Origin of the sequence: Streptomyces sp. NPDC091287 (assembly GCF_044768525.1) — a bacterium.
GTDB lineage: Bacteria > Actinomycetota > Actinomycetes > Streptomycetales > Streptomycetaceae > Streptomyces.
On record NZ_JBIVUV010000024.1, the window covers coordinates 69,255 to 93,070 of the forward strand.

20 protein-coding genes and 2 pseudogenes are annotated in these 23,816 nt (G+C 71.3%); 9 read left to right on the forward strand and 13 right to left on the reverse strand.

What is annotated here, in order from left to right:
* Window positions 1-46: 46 nt before the first annotated feature.
* Window positions 47-1,555: an MFS transporter gene (locus ACIQRW_RS33200; RefSeq protein WP_403767606.1), complete on the reverse strand. Its 1,509-nt coding sequence runs from the start codon at window positions 1,553-1,555 to the stop codon at window positions 47-49.
* Window positions 1,556-1,708: 153 nt separating this feature from the next.
* Between ACIQRW_RS33200 and ACIQRW_RS33205 the strand changes: the two genes are divergently transcribed.
* Together ACIQRW_RS33205 and ACIQRW_RS33210 are read left to right on the forward strand one after the other, a co-directional pair.
* Window positions 1,709-2,320, forward strand: coding sequence for a hypothetical protein (locus ACIQRW_RS33205; protein ID WP_403767609.1), 612 nt, complete (start codon window positions 1,709-1,711; stop codon window positions 2,318-2,320).
* Window positions 2,308-2,508 (forward strand): annotated as a pseudogene (locus ACIQRW_RS33210) (maleylpyruvate isomerase); the annotation flags it as partial. The gene ACIQRW_RS33205 and the pseudogene ACIQRW_RS33210, both read left to right, overlap by 13 nt.
* Window positions 2,509-2,549: 41 nt before the next feature.
* Here the strand turns inward: ACIQRW_RS33210 and thpR are convergent.
* Window positions 2,550-3,179: an RNA 2',3'-cyclic phosphodiesterase gene (thpR, locus tag ACIQRW_RS33215; RefSeq protein WP_403767612.1), complete on the reverse strand. Its 630-nt coding sequence runs from the start codon at window positions 3,177-3,179 to the stop codon at window positions 2,550-2,552.
* Between the two features lie 222 nt (window positions 3,180-3,401).
* On the opposite strand from thpR, the gene ACIQRW_RS33220 reads away from it, so the two are divergent.
* On the forward strand, window positions 3,402-4,430 hold the full coding sequence (locus ACIQRW_RS33220) for an aminoglycoside phosphotransferase family protein (RefSeq protein WP_403767615.1): 1,029 nt from the start codon (window positions 3,402-3,404) through the stop codon (window positions 4,428-4,430).
* A 24-nt stretch (window positions 4,431-4,454) separates the two neighbouring features.
* On the opposite strand, the gene ACIQRW_RS33225 is transcribed toward ACIQRW_RS33220, so the two are convergent.
* Window positions 4,455-5,381: a LysR family transcriptional regulator gene (locus ACIQRW_RS33225; RefSeq protein ID WP_403767617.1), complete on the reverse strand. Its 927-nt coding sequence runs from the start codon at window positions 5,379-5,381 to the stop codon at window positions 4,455-4,457.
* A gap of 10 nt (window positions 5,382-5,391) precedes the next feature.
* Window positions 5,392-5,739 (reverse strand): hypothetical protein, encoded by a 348-nt coding sequence (locus tag ACIQRW_RS33230; RefSeq protein WP_403767620.1) that lies wholly within the window; start codon window positions 5,737-5,739, stop codon window positions 5,392-5,394.
* Window positions 5,740-5,964: 225 nt separating this feature from the next.
* Here ACIQRW_RS33230 and ACIQRW_RS33235 point away from each other — a divergent pair, with 225 nt between their 5' ends.
* On the forward strand, window positions 5,965-6,576 hold the full coding sequence (locus ACIQRW_RS33235; RefSeq protein WP_403767623.1) for a helix-turn-helix domain-containing protein: 612 nt from the start codon (window positions 5,965-5,967) through the stop codon (window positions 6,574-6,576).
* A gap of 121 nt (window positions 6,577-6,697) precedes the next feature.
* Here the strand turns inward: ACIQRW_RS33235 and ACIQRW_RS33240 are convergent, their stop codons facing one another.
* Window positions 6,698-7,834 carry a PQQ-dependent sugar dehydrogenase gene (locus ACIQRW_RS33240; RefSeq protein WP_403767626.1) on the reverse strand — a complete coding sequence of 379 codons (1,137 nt, stop codon included), beginning with the start codon at window positions 7,832-7,834 and terminating at the stop codon, window positions 6,698-6,700.
* A gap of 477 nt (window positions 7,835-8,311) precedes the next feature.
* On the opposite strand from ACIQRW_RS33240, the gene ACIQRW_RS33245 reads away from it, so the two are divergent.
* A complete protein-coding gene (locus tag ACIQRW_RS33245; protein WP_403767629.1) occupies window positions 8,312-10,432 on the forward strand; it encodes a glycoside hydrolase family 6 protein in 2,121 nt (706 codons plus the stop codon).
* Window positions 10,433-10,542: 110 nt separating this feature from the next.
* On the opposite strand, the gene ACIQRW_RS33250 is transcribed toward ACIQRW_RS33245, so the two are convergent.
* The 4 genes from ACIQRW_RS33250 to ACIQRW_RS33265 form a co-directional block, all read right to left on the reverse strand.
* Window positions 10,543-12,474 (reverse strand): HtaA domain-containing protein, encoded by a 1,932-nt coding sequence (locus tag ACIQRW_RS33250; RefSeq protein WP_403767632.1) that lies wholly within the window; start codon window positions 12,472-12,474, stop codon window positions 10,543-10,545.
* Window positions 12,475-12,625: 151 nt separating this feature from the next.
* Window positions 12,626-13,801 (reverse strand): oxygenase MpaB family protein, encoded by a 1,176-nt coding sequence (locus ACIQRW_RS33255; protein ID WP_403767635.1) that lies wholly within the window; start codon window positions 13,799-13,801, stop codon window positions 12,626-12,628.
* Window positions 13,802-13,874: 73 nt separating this feature from the next.
* Window positions 13,875-14,930 carry a polyprenyl synthetase family protein gene (locus ACIQRW_RS33260; RefSeq protein WP_403767638.1) on the reverse strand — a complete coding sequence of 352 codons (1,056 nt, stop codon included), beginning with the start codon at window positions 14,928-14,930 and terminating at the stop codon, window positions 13,875-13,877.
* Window positions 14,920-15,198 carry a polyprenyl synthetase gene (locus ACIQRW_RS33265; RefSeq protein WP_403767641.1) on the reverse strand — a complete coding sequence of 93 codons (279 nt, stop codon included), beginning with the start codon at window positions 15,196-15,198 and terminating at the stop codon, window positions 14,920-14,922. The genes ACIQRW_RS33260 and ACIQRW_RS33265 overlap by 11 nt, the downstream gene beginning before the upstream one ends.
* 269 nt (window positions 15,199-15,467) lie before the next feature.
* Between ACIQRW_RS33265 and ACIQRW_RS33270 the strand changes: the two are divergent.
* Window positions 15,468-15,653: pseudogene (locus tag ACIQRW_RS33270) on the forward strand (class I SAM-dependent methyltransferase); the annotation flags it as partial.
* Window positions 15,654-15,825: 172 nt separating this feature from the next.
* Here the strand turns inward: ACIQRW_RS33270 and ACIQRW_RS33275 are convergent.
* Both ACIQRW_RS33275 and ACIQRW_RS33280 read right to left on the reverse strand, forming a co-directional pair.
* A complete protein-coding gene (locus tag ACIQRW_RS33275) occupies window positions 15,826-16,971 on the reverse strand; it encodes an RNA polymerase sigma factor (RefSeq protein WP_403767644.1) in 1,146 nt (381 codons plus the stop codon).
* Window positions 16,972-16,978: 7 nt separating this feature from the next.
* Window positions 16,979-17,386 (reverse strand): YciI family protein, encoded by a 408-nt coding sequence (locus ACIQRW_RS33280; RefSeq protein ID WP_403767647.1) that lies wholly within the window; start codon window positions 17,384-17,386, stop codon window positions 16,979-16,981.
* 258 nt (window positions 17,387-17,644) lie between these two features.
* Between ACIQRW_RS33280 and ACIQRW_RS33285 the strand changes: the two genes are divergently transcribed.
* Window positions 17,645-18,460 carry an alpha/beta fold hydrolase gene (locus ACIQRW_RS33285; RefSeq protein WP_403767649.1) on the forward strand — a complete coding sequence of 272 codons (816 nt, stop codon included), beginning with the start codon at window positions 17,645-17,647 and terminating at the stop codon, window positions 18,458-18,460.
* Between the two features lie 26 nt (window positions 18,461-18,486).
* Here ACIQRW_RS33285 and ACIQRW_RS33290 read toward each other — a convergent pair whose 3' ends face one another.
* Window positions 18,487-18,978, reverse strand: a complete 492-nt coding sequence (locus ACIQRW_RS33290; RefSeq protein ID WP_403767651.1) for a MarR family winged helix-turn-helix transcriptional regulator — start codon at window positions 18,976-18,978, stop codon at window positions 18,487-18,489.
* A 98-nt stretch (window positions 18,979-19,076) separates the two neighbouring features.
* On the opposite strand from ACIQRW_RS33290, the gene ACIQRW_RS33295 reads away from it, so the two are divergent.
* Together ACIQRW_RS33295 and ACIQRW_RS33300 are read left to right on the forward strand one after the other, a co-directional pair.
* On the forward strand, window positions 19,077-19,424 hold the full coding sequence (locus ACIQRW_RS33295) for a DoxX family protein (protein WP_403767654.1): 348 nt from the start codon (window positions 19,077-19,079) through the stop codon (window positions 19,422-19,424).
* Between the two features lie 103 nt (window positions 19,425-19,527).
* Window positions 19,528-20,112, forward strand: a complete 585-nt coding sequence (locus tag ACIQRW_RS33300; protein ID WP_403767657.1) for a DUF998 domain-containing protein — start codon at window positions 19,528-19,530, stop codon at window positions 20,110-20,112.
* A gap of 457 nt (window positions 20,113-20,569) precedes the next feature.
* Here the strand turns inward: ACIQRW_RS33300 and ACIQRW_RS33305 are convergent, their stop codons facing one another.
* Complete coding sequence (locus ACIQRW_RS33305) at window positions 20,570-23,566, reverse strand: family 16 glycoside hydrolase (RefSeq protein ID WP_403767660.1); 2,997 nt, start codon at window positions 23,564-23,566, stop codon at window positions 20,570-20,572.
* Window positions 23,567-23,816 lie beyond the last annotated feature (250 nt).

Sequence of the window (23,816 nt, forward strand, 5' to 3'; positions counted from 1 at the left end):
TGATGTACCGAGCTCAGGGTGTACGGAGCTGAGTGGGTGCGGCGCTTCAGTGGTGTGCGGGGCCGGACAGCGCCGAGCCGGGACCGTGGCGGCGCAGCAGCACGCCGGTCGCGAGGGCGCCGACGGCGAGGACGGCGGCGACCACGATCATCACGGCGAGGTACGCGCCGTCGAACGCCTCGGACGCCGCGGTGACCAGCGCGCTGTTGGCCCCCGACCCTTCGCCGGCCAGGGCGAGCGCGCTGTCGAGGCTGTCGCGCGCCCGTGCGGACACCCCGGCGGGGAGGTCGATGGTCGCGGAGTACACGGCGGTCAGCAGGCTGCCGAGGAGGGCGACCGCGACCAGGCTGCCGAACTCGTAGGAGACCTCCTCCACGGACGAGGCCATGCCCGCCCTGCGGGCCGGGACATTGCCCATGATCGCGCTGGACGCGACGGACATGGCCGCGCCGAGGCCGCTGCCGGTGATGATCAGTCCGGCGACGAGGAGGCCCATGCTGGTGGCGAAGTTCGTGAGTACCAGCACGGTGCCGACGGCGCCCAGCGCGAGACCCCCGGTGATGAGGGGCAGCAGGCCCACCCGGTGGAGGATCGCGCCCCCGAGCATCGCCGTGGGGAAGGCGCCCAGGGCGACGGCCGCGACGAGGAATCCGGCCCGCAGCGGGGTGAAGCCCTCCACGAGCTGGAAACGCTGGGTGGTGACGAGCTGGATGCCGGCGATGGCGAAGAGGGCGAATCCGGCGGCCAGTACCCCCGCGAGGAAGGCCCGGTTGCGGAAGATCGCGAAGTCCAGCAGCGGGTAGGGCAGACGGCGCTGCCGTCGGGCGAACGTCCATCCGCCGACAGCGGCCGCGAGGACGGCGGTGGCGATGAAGGCCGGAGCGGGGTCGGTCTTCGCCGTCTCCTTGATCGCGATGACGAGGCCGACCAGGGCGACGAGCGCCAGAAGTGAGGAGAGCAGGTCCCAGCGCTTGGACGGGTCCGGGTCGTTCGGCGGGGCGACGAACAGCGTGGCCACGACCGCCGCGAGGACGACCGGGATGTTGATGATGAAGACCGATCCCCACCAGAAGTGCTGTAGCAGGATCCCGCTGATGATCGGCCCCAGCGCGCTGCCCACGACCGCCATGGTGCCCCAGACCGCGATGGCCATGTTGCGCTCGCGCTCGTCGTCGAAGGTGACGCGGATCAGGGCGAGGGTGGCGGGCATCATCGCGGCCGCGCCGACAGCGAGGAAGGCCCGCGCGGCGATCAGGGCCTCCGGGCTGGTGGAGAACGCCGCGACGAGCGAGGCCGCGCCGAAGACCACGAGGCCGATCAGGAACATCCGCCGGTGTCCCACCCGGTCACCGAGCGTGCCGCTGCCCAGGAGCAGACCGGCCATCACGACCGGATAGGCGTTGATGATCCAGAGCCCCTCGGAGCTGCTCGCGCCGAGATCCTCCACCAGCGTCGGCAGGGCCGCGTACAGGATGGAGTTGTCCAGCGTGATCAGCAGGAGCCCCGCGCTCACCACGGCCAGGAGCAGCCAGCGCCGCTTCGTGCTGATGGTCATCCCTCATGAGCCTCACTGTGAGAACCGCCCCGATCTCCGTAACTTTACCTTACGAAAGGTACAGTTACGGATCTCATCTGACAGGTGTAGCTGTCGACGACTCGGGCGACAAATATGATTGCCGAGCGATTCAGTGACAGCTAAATTTGTCGCATGGATGATGTGAAGGCGATCCCGACCCCTGATCAGAGCGATGAGAACTTCTGGGCCACGGTCCTCACCCCGGTGGACCCCGCCTGGAACGAGCCCCGCGACGACGACACGTTCGCCATGGACGAGCAGGTGCTCGACGCGGTCCGGTCACTGGCGGAACGGATCTCGACGCGCGCGCTGGCCTACCGCGCGGCCGGCAAGCCCTTCGACGCGGCCCTCATGGCCGCGCCCGATGTGCAGCTGGCGGTGCTGCGGTCGCTCTACGAGGCCAAGCGGTCCGTCGACCGGCTGGCCGAGAGCGCGGCCACCGTCGCCGGACGCGGCGGATCCAGCTACGCGCAGCTCGGCGCGGCCTGGGGTGGCATCAAGCGTCAGTCGGCGCGCCTCAAGTGGCCGCACGCGGTGCCCAAGAAGTCCGCCAGCGAGTCCATTCCGCTTCATTACGCGGGCGGCGACGCCGTCATTCACCACGATCCGGGCGCCGACGCCTGGTGGTACACCGCCACGGGCGCGGACTTGCAGGAGGACGAGTCGGAGGCCGTCCACGGCACCTCCGCCGAGGCCATCGCGCGGGCCACCGAGTTCCTGCTATCGCACGACTCGACGCCCTGACCGTACGGCCGGCCGTCGCCTACGAGGACCCGGGTCTGCTCACTTCCACCTCGACGACGTGGGCTCCGCCGCGGGCCGCGCCGCCCGGCTCGCCGATCCTGATCTCCGGGTCAGCACCCGCGGTGAGGTCCTCACCGCGGGCGACTCCTCTCTCCGCTTACGTACTGGAGTGGACGCTGCACCACATTCCCGGTGTCGTTCTCCGACGAGGACGTGTTGCTGGTGTCGTTCAGGTCCCCTCCGCTCCGTGGTGGAAGTCCCAGGCGTCGATGTCGCGGTAGTGGATCGGCCCCGGGCCTCGGCCGATGTTGCTGCCGACCAGGTGGAGACGCCCGGCCTCCCAACTCCGGCCGGCGAACGCGGCGAGCCCCGCCGCGGCCTCCACCGTGGCCGCGTGGTCGCCCCGGCGGGACCGGGCCAGCGTCAGATGGGGCCGCAGCGGCCGCTCGGGGAAGGAAACACCGCACTCCCTGACGAGGGCGCGTACGTCGGTGGCGAGGTGATGCAGCCCTGCGAGGTCCCCCGTGACCCCGGTCCACAGCACCCGCTCGTCGAAGTGCCCGCCGCCGTGCAACGCCAGCCGCAGGGGGCGTCGCCGCGCCGCGAGCCCGGCGAGCGGAGGCATCAGGGGCGGGACGGCGGAGACCGGCAGCTCACCGAGGAACGCCAGCGTGATGTGCCAGTCCTCGATGCGGTTCCACCGCATGCGCGGATGGGCGTCGTAGGCCGGGCGCAGCGCCTGCGCCAGCTCGTCCTTCGCGTCGTCGGGCGGGGCGAGCGCCAGGAACACGCGGGTCGTCGTGGCCCGGACGCGTTCGTCCGCAGGGGGGCCGGTCACGGCTTCGAGCGGTTCGTTCACTGCCGTACCGTACGTGCCGGCCAGGCCCCCGCCGCAACGCGGGGCCCGAAGCCGGACTCGGGCGCGGCCGACGTCGTACCGTACGGCGCGATGCGGCCCGCAGCAGCGCCTGAACCCCGCGGGCGGCACAGAGAGAGCGTCCCGACCCGACGCCGCTCCACGGCCGGGTCGGAGGTCGGGCATCCCCCGGTCAGGACAGGACCCCCGTGCGAGGATGAGCGCATGAGACCGCGGCTGCCCTGGGGGGACGAGTTACGGACCGCACTGGGCGCGCCGGGACGTTCCCGGCGGCTGAGCAGCAGCCCGCGCTCACGGGTGTGGCGGGTGGAGACGGCCGGGACGCCGGTGGTGGTGAAGCAGATCGTCGACGGTCCCGACGCCGATGAGCGGTACACCCGTGAACTGGCCGCGTTGCGTCTCGCCGCCGGAGCCGACCCGGCCGTGGTGCCCGCGCTCCTGGGCACCGCCCCCGACGACCGGGCGCTGGTCCTGGAGCATCTGGACCACCGACAACCCTCCGGCGACTGGATCGTCGACTACGCGGCGGCCCTGGCCCGGCTGCATGCCGTCGCCCGCCCCGAGCACGCCGGAGTGCTGCCCCGCCGGCAGGGCCCGGACGCCGCCGACGCCGCCTCCTTCCTCCGGCTGGCCGCCGCTCTCGACGCTCCCGTCCCTCCCGGCGTGCCCGGCGAGCTCGACGACCTCGTGCACCGGCTCGCCCGGGCGCCCGGGCACGCACTGCTCCACGGCGACCCGTGCCCCGGCAACGACCTGCACACCCCCGGCGGGACCCGGTTCATCGACTTCGAACAGGCCTCACTGGGCAGCGGGCTGGTGGAGCTCGCCTACCTGCGCATCGGCTTCCCGACCTGCTGGTGTGTCACCGCGGCGCCCACCCCGCTGCTGGAACGGGCGGAGGCCGCCTACCGCACGGCCTGGCGCACCGAGACCGGCGACGAACTCCACGGCGACCTCACCGACGCCTGCGCAGGCTGGCTGATCCGGGGCGACGCCCTGGTCCAGCGGGCCCACCGCGAAGGCACCGATCATCTGGCCCGGATCCCGGTGCGCGACTGGAAGTGGGGCACCGTGACCGCCCGGCAACGCCTCGTCCACCGGCTCGGTGTCGTCGGCGGCATGACGGCCGGCGGCGATGGTCTGAGCGGACTGAGCACCCTCTGCACGGACATGCGCCGGCGGATGCTCGCCCGCTGGCCCCGGCTCCGGCCCGTCCCCGCGCAACGCCCCTGAGCCGAGGCGGTTCGCCGCACGGCGTCAGCGGGCCCAGCCCGGTGTCCACGCGTCGGCCGGCGGCATCGGCCGTACCTGCGCGAGGTACCTGCGCAGCGCCGCCAGAACCGGGTGCGGATTGCCCGTCCGGTACAGGAACACGTGCGGATAGACCGGAGTCGGGCCCACGACCGGGATCCGCCGCAGGTCGTGCGAGGCCGGCCACACGTACCGGTCCCGGGAGCCGATGAGTGTGGCCGGCGCGGCGGAGTCGGCGATCGAGTCCATCAGCGCCTCGGTCCCGAAGTCGGGCCCGACGGCGTCGATGCGCAGACCGAAGTCCTCCGCGAGCCGGTCGTAGTAGGCGGCCCACTCGGTGCCCTGCTTGATGCCCGGGATCCAGATCCGGTGCCCGGCCAGGTCCGCCGGGGCCAACGACCGGACGGAGGCCAGCGGGTGGCGCGGTCCGACGAGGAGCTGTAACGGATCGTCCAGCACGCGTTCGGCGCTGATCCCGTCGGGCAGCGCCCCCGCGGGCACGGCGCGGAAGGTCGCGTCGATCTCGCCGGCCCGCACCGCCTCGGCAGCCCCGGTCACGTTCGCGTCCGCGAGCGTCACCACGTCGAGGTCCGTGCCGGGGTGGGACTGGTAGAAGCCGCGTACGGCCAGCGCCGGGGCGATGCGCCGGTGGAGCACGTCCACGCGCAGCACCCGGTCCCCGGGGCGTACCGAGGCGACGGCCCGCTCCACGGCCCGCAGCACCTCGCGGGCGTGGGGCAAAAAGGCCTGCCCGTCCGGAGTGGGGCGCGCTCCGCGGGCGGTGCGCACGAACAACGTCACCCCGAGCACACGTTCCAGGCCCGCCACGCGCTTGGAGACGGCCTGCTGACTGATACGCAGGTCCACGGCGGCTTCCCGGAACTGTCCGGTGTCCGCGACGGTGACGAACGTGCGCACGGCTTCGATGTCCACGCCCTGAAGCCTATGGGCTCACAACCGTTGGTTGTGGCTCACCGACCGCAGGGTGTGCGTCCGCGGCGCTCTCCGCCGTACGGGCCGGCCGCAGCGGCCCCCGGACCAGCACGTAGAGGAACAGGGCGGCCATGACGGCGACCCCCGCCCACATGGCGTTCTGCCAGCCGTCGACGAACGACTGTCGTGCGGCGCGGACCAGCTCCTGGGCGTACGGGCCCGCCCCGTTCGCCGCCTCGACGGCGTTGGCGACGCCTTCGCGCGCCCTGTCGGCCGGGCCCTCGGGGACCCCGGCGAGCCGGGAGTCGATACGTTGAGCCCCGAGACCGAGGCGATCACGGCCATCAGCGCGAGACACACGGTGATCAGGATCGTGCGGCGCTGACGAGCGTCGGGCACGTTCTGGCCGGACTCGCCCGCGATGTCGCTCGGAGCGACGCTCACCGGGCCGGGCTTGTTCGAACTCATGGATTCCTCTCAACAGACGTACGCCCGCGACGCGGGTGCCTCGGGTGAAGGGGGCGAGGCCCCAGGAGTGACCGACGCTAAGCGCACGTTGCTTCAATGGCATACGCTCATGCCTATGACGCAAGAAGATGGTGAGCTGGACAGCCTGGTACGCAAACGCATCCGCGCCCTGCGCGTGGCCCAGGGCTGGTCCCTGGAGGAGCTGGCCGCCCGCGCGAAGGTCAGCCAGTCCACGCTCAGCCGCATCGAGAACGGCCGGCGCCGGCTGGCCCTGGACCAGCTGGTCACGCTCGCCCGCGCCCTGGACACCTCACTCGACCAGCTGGTTGAGACCGCATCCGACGACGTCGTCTCCAACCCGATGATCGACGGGGCCCACGGTCAGCTGCGGTGGCCCATCAAGGCGGAACCCGGCATGACCGTCATCCGTCAGCGCATGACCGAGCCGCCGCCCGACAACCCTTCCCGGCTGCGCGCGCATCCGGGCCGCGAGTGGCTCGTCGTCCTCTCCGGCACCGCGATCCTGCTCCTGGGCAACCGGCGCCTGCGGATCGAGACGAACCAGGCGGCGGAGTTCCCCACGATGCTCCCGCACGCGATCGGCGCCGAGGGCGGGCCGTGCGAGCTGCTGGGCATCTTCGACCGGGACGCCCGCCGTGGCCATCAACGCGGCGAAGGCGCGGAGAGGGCGAACCGCCCTACTCCGCCCGGGCGGAGTCTCCCGTGACGAGTGCGGGGCGGCGCGTCAGGCGTACGGCCGGACCATGGGGCGGGGGCCCGCCGATCGTCATGATCGGCGGGCCCCCGGCACCGGTCCGCGCAGTTGACCGCCCGTGCGTTTCAGCGGCTCACGCGGGGTCGACGCGTGAGACGGCGCCACCGCTGCCGAGGACGTACAGCTCGCCGTCACCGCCCTCGACGAACGAGATGACCTCGCCGCCGCTGACTCCGAGGTCGCCCACGCCGGTCACCTCGCCGTTCTCCAGCTGGAGCGTACGCAGCGTGCCGTCGCAGTAGTCGCTGAACACATAGCTCCCCCGAAGGTCCGGGAGCGCGTCGCCGCGGTAGACGAATCCTCCGGTCACCGAGCAGCCGAGGCCCGTACGGTCGTACTCGTGGACCGGCGGGACGTGGTTCGCCGGCTCCGTGCCGCCCCGGAAGGGGTGGGTGCCCTCCATGGAGGACCAGCCGTAGTTCTCGCCGCCCTCGCTGTCCGCCGGGGCCCAGTCGATCTCCTCCCAGTCGCTCTGGCCGACATCGCCGATCAGCAGGTCGCCCGTGCCCGCGTCGAAGGAGAACCGCCACGGATTGCGCAGCCCGTAGGACCAGATCTCGTCCTTCGCGTTCGCGTCGTCCACGAACGGGTTGTCCGCCGGGATCGCGTACGGTTCGCCTCCGCTCGGGTCGATCCGCAGCAGCTTGCCGAGCAGCGTGTCGAGCTTCTGCCCGTTGCCGTCCGGGTCGCCGCCCGATCCGCCGTCACCGAAGGCGATGTACAGATAGCCGTCGGGGCCGAACTTGATGTCCCCGCCGTTGTGGTTCGCGTACGGCTGTGTCTGGGTGAGGACGGTGCGCCGGGTCTCCGGCTGGAGCTCGCCGCCCTCCACGGCGAACTCGTCCACCGTGCTGGTGCCTTCGAGGTCCGTGAACGAGATGTAGAAGTGCGCGAAGGTCTTGTCGAACGCGACGCCCAGCAGGCCGCGTTCGCCGTCCGTGGTGGTCTCGCCGGAGATGTCGAGCACGGGTGCGCCGAGGCCCTGATCGTCCAGGACCCTTACGGTGCCCGCGCGTTCGGCGATCCACAGCGTGTCATCGGGTCCGGCCGCCCCGGCGGACGGCCCCTGGGCCCTGGCCACTTCGGTCAGGGACGCGTTCACCGGCTGAACCGGGACGGCGGGCTCGTCGGCCGACGCCGTGGCCAACGCCAGTGACGTGACGAGGCAGAGCGTGCCGATGATCGCCGAGCTTCTGGTGCGAAATTTCACCGTGGCCTCCTGGAGGCGGCGAATGGGGGAGGTCACCCGGCTGCTCGAGCGGAGTTGAGTGGGGGGCGCGAGCCGGCAGGCAACCTGGGTGGGGGAGTTGTTGTGTCACCGGCTACAGGTGAGGATAGGGGGACGGGCGTGGTCTGGCCTAGACCAGCGTTGCGGCGTCTTCTCCCGCGGTGACGCTCGCACACTCCGCAAGTCGATAGTCGGCCAATCGTCGACGCGAACACGAGCGGTGATCTACGCGTGCCGCCTGTTCGGCCGTTGATGGGAGCGCTCCAATGTCCTCCAACTACGCTTCCGTGCAACGTAATTGCGCTGCATCGCTTGACAGGCATCGAATGCCACGCCAGTTTGGGAGCGCTCCCACACGCACGCTTCCCCACTCGAATCCCCTACCTCCTGAGCGTCACGGACCCCTGAACCCGTCCGTCGCCACCCCCGACGGACGTACGAGAGGAGCACGGAGCCGCAATGAGAAGCAGAGGCACCACCCCGCACGCACTCCGCAGAAGAGCGGCCGCGGCACTGTCCGCACTGGTCATGGGCGCCGCACTCGCGGTGGCCGTGCCCGGACAGGCGTCGGCCGCCGACCGCGTCGACAACCCCTATGCGGGCGCCACCGCGTACGTGAACCCCGACTGGTCCGCCAAGGCCGCCGCCGAGCCCGGCGGCGACGTCATCGCGGACGAACCGTCCTTCGTCTGGATGGATCGCATCGCCGCGATCGGCGGCACACCCGGCGCGCGGGGCCTGCGCGCGCACCTCGACACGGCCGTGAGTCAGGGAGCCGACCTCTTCCAGGTCGTCATCTACAACCTGCCCGGCCGGGACTGCGCGGCCCTCGCCTCCAACGGTGAACTCGGCCCCACCGAGCTGAGCCGCTACAAGGACGACTACATCGACCCCATCGCCGGCATCCTCGGCGACCCGGCGTACGCGAGCCTGCGCATTGTCACGCTCATCGAACCGGACTCGCTGCCCAACCTCGTCACCAACGCCGGAGGGACCGCCGGGTCCACCCCCGAGTGCGCCACGATGAAGGCCAACGGCAACTACGAGAAGGGCATCGGATACGCCCTGCACACCCTGGGCGCCCTGCCCAACGTCTACAACTACGTCGACGCCGCCCACCACGGCTGGCTCGGCTGGGACTCCAACTTCGTCCCCGCGGCCCAGCAGTTCAAGAAGGCCGCGACGGTGGAGGGCGCCACCGTCTCCGACGTGCACGGCTTCATCGTGAACACGGCCAACTACTCGGCGCTCCAGGAGCCGCACTTCGCGGTGACCGACTCCGTGAACGGGACCACGGTGCGCCAGTCGCGCTGGGTGGACTGGAACTACTACGTGGACGAGCTCTCGTTCGCCAAGGCCCTCCGCACGGAACTGGTCCGCCAGGGCTTCGCCTCGGACATCGGCATGCTCATCGACACCGCCCGCAACGGCTGGGGCGGCTCCTCCCGGCCCGCTGGACCCGGGCCGTTGACCAGCGCCGACGCCTATGTCGACGGTGGCCGGACCGACCGCCGCATCCACGCGGGCAACTGGTGCAACCAGAGCGGCGCGGGCATCGGCGAGCGCCCCACGACCGCACCCGAGCCGGGGATCGACGCCTACGTCTGGGCCAAGCCCCCGGGTGAGTCCGACGGCAGCAGCGAGCCCATCGACAACGACGAGGGCAAGGGCTTCGACCGGATGTGCGATCCGACGTACACCGGCAACGGCCGCAACGGCTTCAACCTCACGGGCGCCCTGCCCGACTCACCGGTGGCCGGGCACTGGTTCTCCGCACAGTTCCAGGAACTGCTCCGCAACGCCCACCCGCCGCTCGACGGCGGCAGCGGTGGCGAGGACGACACACAGGCGCCGACCGTGCCCACGAACCTGCGGGTGACGGCCAAGTCCAGCAGCAGCGTCACCCTCGCCTGGGCGGCGTCCACGGACGACACAGGCGTCACGGGATACGACATCCTCCGCAACGGCACCCGCGTGGGGACGACGGCCACGACGACCTACACGGACACCGGGGTGAGCGCCTCGACCGCCTACAGCTACTCGGTCAGGGCCAAGGACGCCGCAGGCAACCTCTCGGCCGGGGCCCCGGCCGTACAGGTCACCACCGAGGCGGGCGGCGGCACCGGAACGGGCGCGCTCAAGGCCGAATACCGCAACACCGACGGCTCCCCGACCGACAACCAGATCCGGATGTCCCTCCGCCTGGTCAACACCGGTTCGGCCGCGATCGACCTGTCCACGGTCACGGCCCGCTACTGGTTCACCTCCGACGCCGGCGCGAGCACCTTCGCCACCGCCTGCGACTACGCCGTGCTCGGCTGCGGCAACGTGACGCACGGCGTCCGACCGGTGGGCACACCGGCCACCGGCGCCGGTCACTACCTGGAGGTCGGCTTCGGCGGCGGCAGCCTCGCGGCGGGCGCCACGACCGGGGAGATCCAACTGCGGATCAACAAGAGCGACTGGTCGGCCTTCCAGGAGAGCGACGACTACAGCCGCTCCACCAACACCGCCTTCGCCGACGCCCCGAGGATCGGCGTCTTCACCGGCTCCACCCTCGCCTGGGGCACCGCCCCCTGAACCGCTCCACCACCGGCAAGGATCCCGGCACTGCCGCTGCCCCTCTCCCCGGACGACGGGAGAGGGGCAGCGGCGCGGAGGCGCGGAGGCCGGGACGGACAGGACCCGGGTCAGCGCACGTCGACCCGGTCGCCGGCGCCGGTCGTGCCCAGCCGGGACGACGTGGCCTTGAACTGTGCCTTCCAGGTGCCGTCCTTCTTGGCGGTGAACCCCTTCGAGAACACGCCCTTGCCGTTCGTACGTACGGTCGCCAGCTTGCTCCACTTGCTGGAGCCGTCGGCCTTGAACAGGATGATCACGGACTGACCGGAGGTGTTCCTCCAGGTGCCGTCCAGGCTGCGCAGGGTGCCCTTGACGGTGATGGTGCGCCCCTTGCGGACCGGCTCGGGGGAGGCGTTGAAGCCGGAGACGGCGGTCCGCAGCTTGACGTCCACGTTGTCGGAGGTGCTGACGGCCGCGGCGCGGTCGGCGGTCCCCGCGTAACGGGCGCGCCAGGTGCCGTCCTTGACGGCGGTGACCGATACCGAGACGACGCCCTTGCCGGTGGTGCTGACCGTGGTGGCCCGGCTCCAGGTCTTGCCGCCCTTCGCCCGGAACTCGATCACGACGGGCGCCTTGGCCAGCGGCCGCCAGACGTTGTCCGTGGCGCCGGCGGTCTGGAGCGTGGCGACCACCTTCACCTTGCCGCCCTTGCCGACCGGCTCGGGAGAGGCGTTGAAGGAGACGATCCGGGCGGGCACCGCGGACACCGTGAGAGCTGCGGCCGAAGTGGCCGTCTCACCGGACGTGTTGACGAAGACGGCACGGTAGCGGTGGCCGTTGAGCGCGGCCGACGCCTTGACCGACAGGGTGGTGGCGGCGGCTCCGGGGACGGTGCTCCAGGTCGCGCCACGGTCGGTGCTGCGCTCCCAGCGGACCGAATCCGCGCCGGTCGCGGCGGCGGTGAACGTGCCGGTGGCGCCCGAGCGGACAGTACGCGGCGCGGGGTGCTGGGTGACGGTGGCGGCGGGGACCTCGACGCCGAACTTGAGCGGCTGGGCGACGTCCTGGGCCCGGGAGGGCATCCAGGTGGAGTCGCTGCCGTCGTGCGAGTTGAAGCTCGTCACGAAGCAGGCGGTGGTTCGGCAGTCGACGACGGGAGCCCCGGAGGGGGCGAAGGTCTCGGTGAGCTTCAGCGTGACGCTGAAGGTGCCGTCCGCGCCGACCTGACGGACGTACGCCGCGTTGCCGAAGACGCTGGGGTAGGTGGTGCCGGGCAGGGCGATGGACTGGGCCAGATACACGCCGCGCCCGGGCTGGTAACCCTTGCCGCTGACGGTGACCTCGTTCTCCGCGCCCAGGCCGGTGACCTGACTGACCGTCAGGGTGGGAACGCTGACGCCGCCGCTGATGGCGACGGGGTCCAGCGCCGTGCCGACCGCGTACATGGGCCGGCCCTGGTAGGCGAAGATGGCCGCGCCCTCGTCGGTGAGGGTGGCCGTGATGCCCGTCCAGTCGAGGACGGCTCCGTCGAGCGCGTCGGCGGATGCCGTGAGCGCGGCGAGCGGCACGCCGGGCGTGGTCACCGGGGCCTTGCCGGCGGCGATGTCGGTCGTCACGTCCATGTGGAGCGTGCCCTTGCCGTCCTTGAGGACCACACGCGGGTTGGCGAGCGTGATCGCGGTTATCCCGTGACTCGGGACCGCGTAGGTGACCGAGCCGCCGAAGCGCACATCGGCGGAGCGCTCGGCAGGGTTCACCGAGCCGTGCTTGACGGGATAGCCGACCCGTCCGGTCGCATCCGAGGTCGCGCCGCCGGCCACGTTCACCGAGCCGCCCGAGCCGGTGACGTAGCGGACCCAGGAGTCCTTGAAGCCCCAGGAGGATCGGCCGGACAGCAGGATCGGGGAGGCCGCGGACGTGGTACCCGCGGCGTCGGCCCGCTCGGCTGCGTGGATGCCCGGGGTGGCGGCGGAGGCGGGAACGGCGAGCACGCCGGCGCCCACGGATACGACGGTCAGGGCGGCAAGTGCGGCCAGGCGGCCGCGGCGGGGCATGGACATGCGCTGCATGTCTCCTTCGGGGGAGGGGCACGGCGCACGTCTGGACGGAGCCGTTCCCGGGAGGCGAACGAAAGAAGGGGGGATACCGGCTTCTCGGCGTGTGGGGACCCGAAGACGACACATCGCATATTAGGTGAGGCTTACCTAATTGTCACGATGGGGTGTGGGCGGGGACGGTGACGGCGGGCGGGCTCCAGCGTCCGGCGCGGGACGCCCCGGGGGAGACGCCGTACTCCTCCTTGAGCTGTTCGGGGATGGCGTAGTGCATCACGCGTCCACGGGTGAGGGAGGACAGTTCGAGGACGGTGGTGAGGTGACCGAGGCGGTCCAGGGCCCAGGCGCCGAGGGGGGACCGGTCCTCGACGGTCTCCAGGACACCGAGGAGGTGGGGTACGGCCTTGACGACGGTGTCCCACGAGGTGCGGGGCACCTGGAGCCAGTCGGCGCAGGTGTCGCCGACCAGGTGTCGGATGAGCGCGGAGACGATCGGGTCGAAGAAGGTCCCGGGCACGACCTCCTCGTAGAGGTCGATGAGCTGCCGGGTCAACAGCGCGCCTTCCTCGGAGGGTCCCATGTGCCGGACCATGTAGAGGTCGAGGAACTGGCGGGCCTCGTCCAGGGACCGGGGGACGGCCTCCTGGCTGACTCCCAGCATCGCGCCGACCACGCGCCAGGCGTAGTAGTAGGCCGCCGCGCCCTCCTCCGACATGCGGATGCCGAGGCGGTGCAGGCTGTCGAGCACGAGCAGCGAGAAGAACATCTGCCCGCCGATCATGTCCTCCTGGCAGATCGGCGTCCCGAGCGCGTCGGTGTCCCACCGCTTTTCGCGCAGGAGGTGATGGCGGATCGACGCGTGCAGAAGGCGGACCTTCTGGGCGGCGGGGAGGAAGCGTCCCCCGGCCTCGAAGGCGTCGGGTCGCATCAGATAGACGGTGAACTGGCCGGTCTCCGCCATCCGTTTGGAGGGGTACTTCAGCCCGTGGGTGGCGGAGAGGAGCTTCGCCACGTGCGGGACCACGTAGCAGGCAGGCATGGAGGCGAACGACAGCGCGGTGGAAATATGCACGTTGTTGTCGATGAAGAACAGCCGGGCCTTCTCCATCTCCTCCCAGTCGACCCAGGCCGGTGGGGCACTTGTGGCCTGAAGGTAGTCCCGGGCGACATCGGGCAACCCGTCCGGCAGGGGAGCGCCGGCGGTGGAGACGTAGCGCATCAGCGTGTTGAACTTGCCCACCTCCCCGCTTTCGAAGAGCGCGGCGACCGTGGCGTCGGCCAGTTCGTCACCGCCCTGCCGCAGGGCGTTCATCGAAGCCTCGGTATAGGTCAAGACGGACTTCCTCGTTTTCGGTGCGGTGCGGTGCGGTGCGGTGCGGTGCTATGCGCGGCGGGCGGGCGACGGGTCAGGACAGCCGGACGGTCGCCGACCTCGCCAGCGCGGTCAGGGCGTCGGACGCGCGCGGTGCCACGTCCAGCTCATGGAGGGCGTCGAGGGCTTCCTCGACGCGCGCCGTGATCATGCTTTCGACGAGGTTGGGGGTCTTCAGCCTGCGCATGACCGCGCGCACCGCGTTCAGCCCGTCCTCGTCCAGGTCGCGCCGGCCCAGAAGGGCCCGTAGCCGGTCACGGTCGTCGTCACCGGCGACCCGCCAGGTCTCCGCCAGCAGGGTCGTGGGCCGGTGGCCGCACACGTCGTCGGCATTGGCCTTGCCGGTGCGTCCCGGGTCTCCGAACAACCCGAGCAGATCGTCCCTCAGCTGGAAGGCCTCGCCCAGCGGCAGCCCGTAGGCGGAGTAGCCCTCGCACAGCCGGCCGCCGGCCCCGGCCAGCGCGCCGCCGATCAACAGGGGCTGCTCGACCGTGTACTTGGCGGTCTTGTACCGGATCACCTTCAGCGAGGCCGCGGTGTCCGGCTCCGCTCCTGTGCGCAGGATCTCCAGGCACTCGCCCGCGATCAGCTCCCGGCCCAGAACCGCCCACAACGGGCGGGCCCGGCCGAGATAGGCGACGGGCAGACCGCTGGTGGTGAACAGTTGCCCGGCCATTCCCATCAGCAGATCGCCCACCAGCATCGCCAGCGACCTGGCGGCGGCGACGGAACGCGGGCGACGGCGCACGGCACCGCGCAGAGCGATGTGCGCGGTGGGGCGGCCGTGCCGCAGAGCGCTGTCGTCGATGAGATCGTCGTGCACGACAGCGGCGGCGTGGATCAGCTCCAGGGAGGCCGCCGCCCGCACCAGCGCGTCGCTGTCCGGCTGCCCCGCCGCCCGCCAACCCCAGTAACAGAACGCCGCCCGCAGTCGTTTGCCGTCCGCGACGACCGCGTCCACCTGCGCGGCCACCGGGGCCAGGGCCGGGTCGATCGCCGCGAACAGATCGGCCTCCCGGGCGACGAACGGGTGCAGCACCTCGTCGACCCGGACCTTGAACGCGGCCGCGTCCCAGCGGTCAGGCGTCATCGGCGGCCCGCCGGGCGATGGCATGCCGGGCGAGCAGCTCCAGATGTGCCGGTGGCGGGGCGGCGTACCGGCCCAGCACCAGGCGCCCGCGCGCCATCAGCTCGTGCTCGGCGTCCGCCGCCAGCTCCGCGGCGTCCGAGCGGCGCAGCAGCCCACGCACCGCTCCCAGGGCCGAACCCACCGCGCTCACCGCCAGATCGGCCGCCCCCGCCACGAGCAGGACCACCCGCTCGTCCAGGTCCCCGTCACGTCCCGTTTCTCGCGTCATGCCACTCCCCACCCCATAACAGCCGACAGCGCGGGTCGCGCGCCCGTCCCACAGCATTGCGACGCACAGGGCGCCGAAGGGGCGGAAGTCACGATCGAGTGATCAACTCGCTCGACCGTACGGTTTGCCGCCGTCGTCGCGGGGAGCCCACCGACCGTACGTGACACCGGGAGGAGGCCCGCGTTCTTGTGGTTCCCCGCCAGTACGACGGTGCGCTGAGGGCGCGCGAGACTGTCCGCCTGAGCCGCGCGAGGTGAGTGGACGCGGGGCTGCCGAGCCGAGGGTGCACGAAGCGTCGGGACAGGGAAACGGCGGGCACGCAGCAGTACGACGAGATCGGTGAGGCGTTCGAGGTGTTCAAGGCCCTGCCGCTGGCGCACTACGCGGAGGTGCCGAGCTTTCTGACCCTCGTCGGGGACGTACGCGACAGGTCGGTCCTCGACCTGGCCTCCGGCAGGTGTCCGAGGCCGGCCTGCGCGCGTTCGGCGCGGAGTTCTGGGAGGACTTCCTCGCCAACCCGCTGCTGGAGATTTCGCCAACCCGCCGCTGGAGATGTCGCGTTGCCGCGCCTGAGGCGTACGACGGTCGGGCCGCGCATCTCCGGACGTGGTGGGCGCGGTCGATCCGTCAGCGTCGAAGACCGGCGTTCAGCCGGGCGGCCTGGCGCGTGAGGTGGTCGCGTTCGGCGAGCGTGGGGGCCTTGTGGGCGGCCTCCGCGTACAGCCGGGCCGCCTTCGGCAGGTCGCCGTCGCGCTCGTGGAGATACGCCGCCACCGCGGTGTGGCGGGGCAACGTGTGGCTCAGCGCGGCGAGTTCGGCCAGCCCGGCGCGCGGACCGTCGGCCTCCCCGACGGCCACCGCACGGTTGAGCCGGACGACCGGGCTGTCCGTCAGGCCCGCCAGTTCGTCGTACCACTCGACGATCTGCACCCAGTCGGTCTCCCCGGCGGTCGGCGCGTCGGCGTGGAGCGCCGCGATGGCGGCCTGGGCCTGGAACTCACCCAGCCGGTCGCGGGCGAGGGCCCCTTGCAGGATCTCGACGCCCTCGGCGATCGCCCCGGTGTCCCAGCGGCCCCTGTCCTGCTCGGCGAGCGGAACCAGGCTCCCGTCGGGCGCGGTCCGGGTGGCGCGGCGGGCATGGTGGAGCAGCATGAGGGCGAGCAGCCCCGCCACCTCCGGGTGGTCGATCGCTGCTGCGAGCTGCCGGGTGAGCCGGATCGCCTCGGCGGCGAGGTCGACGTCGCCGGAATAGCCCTCGTTGAAGACCAGATAGAGGACGCGCAGCACGGTGGCGACATCGCCGGGCTGATCGAACGACACGCCGGAGACGGTGCGCTTCGCCCGGCTGATGCGCTGTGCCATGGTCGCCTCGGGCACCAGATAGGCCCGGGCGATCTGGCGGGTCGTGAGCCCGCCGACGGCGCGCAGGGTGAGCGCGACGGCGGACGACGGCGTCAGCGACGGGTGGGCGCACAGGAAATAGAGCTGGAGCGTGTCGTCCACCGCCGGCACGGGGCCGGGCGCGGGCTCCTCGTCGACGAGGTCCTCCCGCCGCCGCCGGGCGGCCTCCGCCCGGGTCCCGTCGAGGAACCGCCGCCAGGCCACGGTGACCAGCCAGCCCTTCGGGTCCCGCGGTCGCTCGTCCGGCCATACGCGGACCGCCTCGACCAGGGCGTCCTGCACGGCGTCCTCGGCCGCCGCGAAGTCTGCCCCGCGGCGGACGAGGATGGCGAGGACGCTCGGTGTGAGGCTCCGCAGGAGGGCCTCGTTCATCGTGGGGTCACTCCGTGACGGTGGGCGGCGCGGACAGGAACGGGCGAACCTCCAGCCACTCGTGGATGGGCTTCCCGCCCGCCCCCGGAGCGGCCGACAGCTCCCCGGCCAGTTCGACGGCGCGGTCGTAGCCGTCGACGTCGATGATCATCCAGCCGGCGATGAGGTCCTTGGTCTCGGCGAACGGCCCGTCGGTGACCGGCGGGCGGCCCTCGCCGTCGTACCGGACCCACGCGCCCTCGGGGGCGAGCGCCTGGCCGTCGACGAACTCCCCGGTCTTCTCCAGCCGGTCCGCGAAGTCCTGCATGTACTGCACGTGCGCCGAGATCTCCTCGGGCGTCCACCGGTCCATCGGTACGTCGTTGACCGAGGCCGGGGCTCCGCGGTAGTGCTTGAGCAGAAGGTACTTGGCCATGGTGCTACTCCTCGGTGCTGTGCGGCCCATTGTGGCCGCTTTCACTCCAGGGACGGAGCCGGATACGGGTTCTCGACATCGTCGCCCGAAAACCTCTCGAAATCTTTTCGGCGGGCCGGTACGAGCCCGCGATCCCCGCTCGCGCAGGCCCCACGGACGTAACCGCACGGGCTCCGCATGGCGGCCCACGGGACCGCGACGCAGACTGGACGGAGACGGGGGGCCACGAAGACGACTGCCCTGGGGAGGCCCGGAACGATGGGTGAGTACGAGTACGCGGAACTGCCAGGTGTCAGGACCTGGTACGAGACCGAGGGGGACGGCGACCCGCTGGTGCTGCTGCACGGCGGCTTCTGTACCAACGACACGTGGGGAGCGCAGCGCGCCGACCTCGCCGCCGCCCACCGCGTGTATCTGCCGGAACGGCGTGCCCACGGGCACACGGCCGACGTCGCGGGGCCGCTGACGTACCAGGACATGGCCGACGACACCGTGGTCTTCCTGGAGGAGGTCGTCGGGGGAGGGGCGCATCTGGTGGGCTGGAGCGACGGGGGAGTCGTCGCTCTGCTCGTCGCCATGGACCGTCCCGACCTCGTCCGCAGGGCCGTGGCGATCGGGGCCAACTTCCGCCCGGGCCCCGAGTGCTTCGTCGAGCCGTCGATGCTCGACGCGATGACCCCCGCCGCGCCCGATCTCGCGTTCTTCCGGGAGATGTACGAGCCCGTCTCACCGGACGGCGCGGACCACTGGCCGGTGGTGGCCGCGAAGGTGGTCGACATGTGGCGCACGCAGCCGACGCTGACGGCCGAGGACCTGGCCCGCGTCGAGGCGCCCACCCTCGTCATGGTCGGCGATGACGACCTGATGACGCTGGAGCACACGATGGCCCTGTACCGCGCGATCCCGGACGCCGAGCTGGCTGTCGTTCCCGGGGCGTCCCACCTGGCCCCGCTGGAGAAGCCGGCGCTGGTGAACCGGCTGATCCTCGACCACCTCGCACAGGAGGCGGTGGAGACGATGATGCCCATCCGGCGGGCGGAGACCGGGGCGGCCCCGGAGGGCACCGCGATCTGAGCCGGCGGCGTCGAGGACCGCGGGGCTCATTCCTCCGTGCAGCTGAAGTCCTGCGGGGAGGTCCGCAGCTTGCCCAGCAGTCGGCGCAGCGTGGCCCGGTCGCGCTCGGACAGGTCCGCGAAGAGTTCGTCCTCCACGGTGTCGAGTGCCGTGTCCGAGGTCCGGAGCTGCGACTCGCCCCGTGGAGTGATCTCGACGATGTGGCGCCGCCGGTCGGCGGTGTCGCGACGACGGCGTACGAGATCGTCGCCCTCGAGATCGTTGAGGAGGGCCACGAGGACGCTGGGGTCGACGTCGAGCCTCTCGATGAGCGCCTTCTGTGTGACCGGCCCGTCGGCGAGCTGGAGGAGCGTCATCATGTGCCGCGGGGTGAGTCCGGTGGCCGCGAGCGCCTTGTGGATGAGGGTCTGCGTCGCGTTGCCGTGGTAGGCGAGCAGGAATCCGAGGCGGTAGCCCGGATCGCCGGGAGACGTCGAAGGCCCCGCCGATGGCTGGGCGGCCCTGTCCTGAGCTGGCATTCCACCACGGTATCAGGGCGCACATTGTGGAACCGCTGAAATCGTTTATAGTCATCAATGATCTAGCCATTCGCATCATTGATGATCCCGAGGTAACGATGTTCATCGCCTACGCCGTGGTCGGCGTCCTTCTCGCCTTCGCGCTCGGCGCCTCCGCCGTGCTGACGTTCACGCGCAACGAGGCCATCACGGCCTCGATGGGCAAGGTGGGCGTCCCCGGCGCCTGGTTCCCCTGGCTGGCCTCCCTCAAGGCGGCCGGCGCCCTCGGCCTCCTGATCGGCCTCGGTGCGCCGCTGATCGGATCCGCCGCGGCCGTCGGCGTCGTCCTCTACTTCATCGGGGCCGTCGTCACCCACCTGCGCGCCAAGGACTACGAGATCGTGCCGCCCGTGGCGCTCGCCCTGCTGGCCGCCGCCGCACTGGTCCTGCGCGTGCTGTCGGCCTGAACGCCCGACCGCTGCCGGGTGCCCCCCGCGCGGCCGGCGGCGCGGTCGGCCGAACCGGGCGGATGTCAGCAGTGGCCGAGATGCTCGCATTTATGCTGGCTCGATGCGATCTGCTCCCTGGTGGGCCTTGGTCTCCTCCGGATGCGCCCCCGTCCTTCTGGTCGGCTCCTGGATGATTGCGCAGCTGCGCCAGGGGCCGGAGTACGACCCCGTGAGGCAGACCCTGAGCGTGCTGGCCTCCTACGGTGCTGCCAGCTACTGGCTGATGACGGGGATGCTGCTGGTACTGGGGACGTGCTACGTGGCGACGGCGCACGCGCTCCGGCCGGCGGCGCCCGCCGGCCGGGTGGCCCTGGCCGGCGGCGGACTGTGCGCACTGGCCCTGACGCTGGTGCCCGTCCCGAACAGCGGCGGGGCGTTGGAGCACGGGGCCGTGTCCACCGTGGGCCTCGTGCTGCTGGCGGTGTGGCCTCCCCTGGCCGCAGTCCGGGACAGGAGGCCGGTGCCGTGGGGGCTGAGGCTCGATGTGTCGCTCGCCGCGAGCGCGTTGATGGGCGCGAGCGCTCTGTGGTTCCTGGCGGAGCTGCACGGCACGGGGGCGCCCGGTGTCGCCGAGCGTGTCGTGACGTTCGTCCAGGCCCTGTGGCCGTTCCTGGTGGTCGTCTCCTGCCGCAGAAGCACGGCCTGACGGAACCGATGCCCCGAAGACGCGGGGGATACGCGCCTACGCGCCGTCCCCCACACGCCGCAGCCAGGCGTCGAGAGCCGTGCAGTCACTGTCCGCCAGGCCTCGCCGGGCATCCACCCGGTGGAGCAGGGCCGGGCCGGGGATCGATCCTGGTCAGAAGCGGATTCGCACCGGTACCCGGAGTCCCGGGGGCCGTCCCGTAGGTCGGGTGGGGGCGGGGCGTCGCACCGAAGGGGATGAGCGGACCGTCGACGTCGAGGAACAGCAGCGGACGCTGCGCGGTGCGAGTCACGAAAGCACGATAGCGGTGGCCCCACCGGGCACAGACCCGGCGTCAGGGCCACGACCGCTGCGGCGCGCGGTGGGAGCGCCGGTGCGGACGGCTCCGGGGTGACAGCCGGCCGCTGCCACCCCGAAACCGGTACGTCGAGCCCGGCATCATCCCGAACGACGCGACCTAGGTGAGCGGCTCGACCCACACGTCGCGGTAGCGGATCTTGCTCCCGTGGTCCTGGAGCTTGATCGCCCCGGCCGTCGGACCCTCGGCAGCTCCGCCGCCCGTCGGGCCGTCGACGGCCACGTCGTCGTGGACGGTGACGCCGTTCCACACGACGGTGACCCGGGCGTCCTCCGTCTTCGCGCCCGAGGCGTCGAAGCGGGCGGCGCGGAAGGTGATGTCGTACGTCTGCCAGGTCTCCGGGGCCGTGGCCGCGTTCACGTCCGGGGCCTTCTTGGTGTAGATCGCCCCGGCCTCGTTGTCGGCGAGCGTGGTGTCACCGTACGAGTCGAGGATCTGCACCTCATAGCGCTCCTGCAGATACACGCCGCTGTTGGCGCGGTCCTGGCCGGTCACGTCCGGCGGAAGGTTCGGCAGCCGGAACTCGACGTGCGCACGGAAGTCCTGGAAGCCCTGCTTGGTGCGCAGGTCCCCGCCGGCGACCTCCATCTCCCCGCCGCTCACCGGCCATTCGGGTGCCCGCCCGTCCGGATGCTGCCAGGCCCCCTGGTCCGTGCCGTCGAAGAGCTGGACGCGGGCCCCCTTCGGATGGACGGTGATCATGTCCAGGTTCACATGGCCGGTGTCACCGCTGTCGTAGGAGTAGGTGATCGTGTTGCGGCCCTCGCGCAGCTCCAGCTGCTCTGTCCCCGTCGACCAGGTCTTCCAGTCGGTGGTCGACAGCAGCTCGATCTGCCGGACCTTCTCGCCGTTGACATGGACGCTCACCGTCTTGGTGCCGGGCGCCGGATCCGGCCCGTTGGAGTAGCGCAGACCCACGTCGTGGGTACCCGCCTTCCCGGCCTCCACGTCGAAGGTGACCGCCGCTCCCTCGTTGCCGAAGTTGTCGACGAAGCCGCCGCCCGAATAGCCCGCGTGCTCGGTGTCGAAGCCCGCGCCGCCGCTGAGGGCGGCCTCCTCCGCCTCGTACCGGGTGGCCGGGGGCTGGTCGCCGGGCAGGGAGTTGAGGGTGTACCAGGCCTCCGTGCTCCACAGCTCCGTGCCGTCGGCGGAGCTGAAGGGGCGCGGCGAGCGGACGTGGACCACACGGTTCGCTTTGAGCCCGGGAATGGTCAGCGTGACCTTCTTGCGGTCCTCGGAAAGGGTGGCCGCACCGACGTCCAGAGACTCCTCGTCGATCTTGGGGCCGCCGTAGGCGGGGGTCGGGGCGTACGCCCACTGCTCGACCCGGTAGCTCTCCGCGAGCTTCGCGGCCGTCTCCTCGGAGAGCGGCTCGGTGTACTCCAGCTCGAAGCCACCCGGCTTCGCGCGCATCGCCAGGATGTCGAAGGCCTTGTCACCGCTGGGGGAGAGCTTCTGGAGCCCGTAGGTCAGCTTGCCCTCCTGGCCCCAGTTGCCGCCCGCGCCGAGGCCGCCGGCGTAGATCGCGCCGTCCGGACCCATGCTGATCCGGTTGACCCCTGCCTCCAGGCCCTGGGTGAAGCGGAAGACCGCTCCCTGGTACTCGCCGTCGACCTTCTCCAGGTAGGCGCGCTGGATGCCGCCGTACGTGACGTCACCGAACAGCATCTGCCCGGCGAACCGGCCCTCTTCCAACTGCAGAGGCGTACTGGGGGAGTTGGCTATCTCGTTCTGCGGCAGCCACAGCACCGGCTTGGTCACCGGCTTCGCGTCGAAGGGGCCCGACGGGTTGGTGTAGTGGTTGAAGAAGCGGTCCTGCTTGATGTGGAGCAGCTTCGAGGAGGGCAGCCAGCCGCCCTGGTTGTCGAGGACGAACATGTCGCCCTCCGGGCCCCAGCCGATGCCGTTGGGTGTCCGCAGGCCCCCGGCGATGTAGTCGACCTTGCCGGTCTCCTTGTTCACCTTGATCGTCGAACCGCGGTTCGGCGCCGGCTGCGGGTCGGTCGTCGCCCCGCCCAGGTCGATCGCCACGGACAGGTTCAGGTAGAAGTAGCCGTCCCGGTAGAGCAGGCCGAAGGCGAACTCGTGGAAGTTCCCGCCGTACGGCCAGGTCGCCACCGTCCGGCGCTCATCGGTCACGTCGTCGCCGTCGGTGTCGGTCAGCTCGGTGAGCTCGTGCTTCTGGGACACGTACAGCTTGCCGTCGACGGCCTTGATGCCCATCGGCTCCTTGAGCCCCTCGGCCACCTTCTTGGCCGTCACCTCGCCGGGACCGGTGTCGCCCTGGACGTTGTCGAGGAGGTGGACCTCGCCGGTCGTGTTGTCGGTGCCGCCCCAGGTGGTCACGGCGAGCCGGCCGTCGGGCAGCCAGTCCATCGCGGTGACCTGCGGTTCGAAGCCCGCGGGCCGCAGATCGGTGAGCGCGTAGTCCGGGTGCGTTCCGGTCAGCGGCAGCCCGTCGCCGGGGGAGTCGAGGGCGCCCTCGCACTCCTTGCGGCCCGGCGCCGTCACCCGTACGACGTCGGCGTCGGTGCTCAGTACGGAGTTCGGCACGACGGTGAAGTCCCCCGCGCCGGGCGGCTTCCATTCGAGGGTGACCTGCTGGCCACCGGTGCGGTCGAAGTGATCGATCCGTAGCGCGTGATGACCTGCCGTCAGCTCGGCCGACCCGTCCTTGGGCTCAGCGCCGTGCAGCCCGTCGTGATCGATGACGGTGGAGTCGTCGATCCGCAGCCGCGAACCGTCGTCGCTGGTCAGGCGGAAGGCGTACGCACCGTCGTCGGGAACGGTGAGGTTTGCTGTGACCTGGGAGACGAAGTGATCGCCGAAGCCGAAGTCGTCCGGCGAACTCCAGTCGATGCCCGGCATCAACTTGTCGACGTTCGGAGTCTGTCCGGCCTTGATGTCGCACAGCTCGCTGAGGGGGACCTGTACGTCGAAGACGCGCAGGGTGACGCCCGGCTCCTGCGGCGGGAGTTCTTCCCGCGGCACCGGCGCGGCGGCGGCCGGTACGGCGGAGAAGGCGCCGACGAGAAACGCGGAGACCAGCAGGCCGGTGAGTTGTCTGCGGCAACGGTGGAACGGCCGTGGATGCATTCTTCCTCCTGGCCCCTCGCTGCGAGGGGCACGTCGCGGCGGTGGGTGGGGCCACCCGGCGCCCGGGGGTGAACGTTCGGCTCGTGCGGTGGGGCAGCGCTTCGTCCGGACAGGGACTCCGGTGGCTGCGCCGAGAACAGTAGGAGGCTTCTACCGGTGGCGTCCATACTTCGTCACCACAGTGTTCAAAGTTCGCAGGCCTTGATGCAAAGTCGCCAAACCCCTTGTTTTACAGGGCATCTGGCGCTCA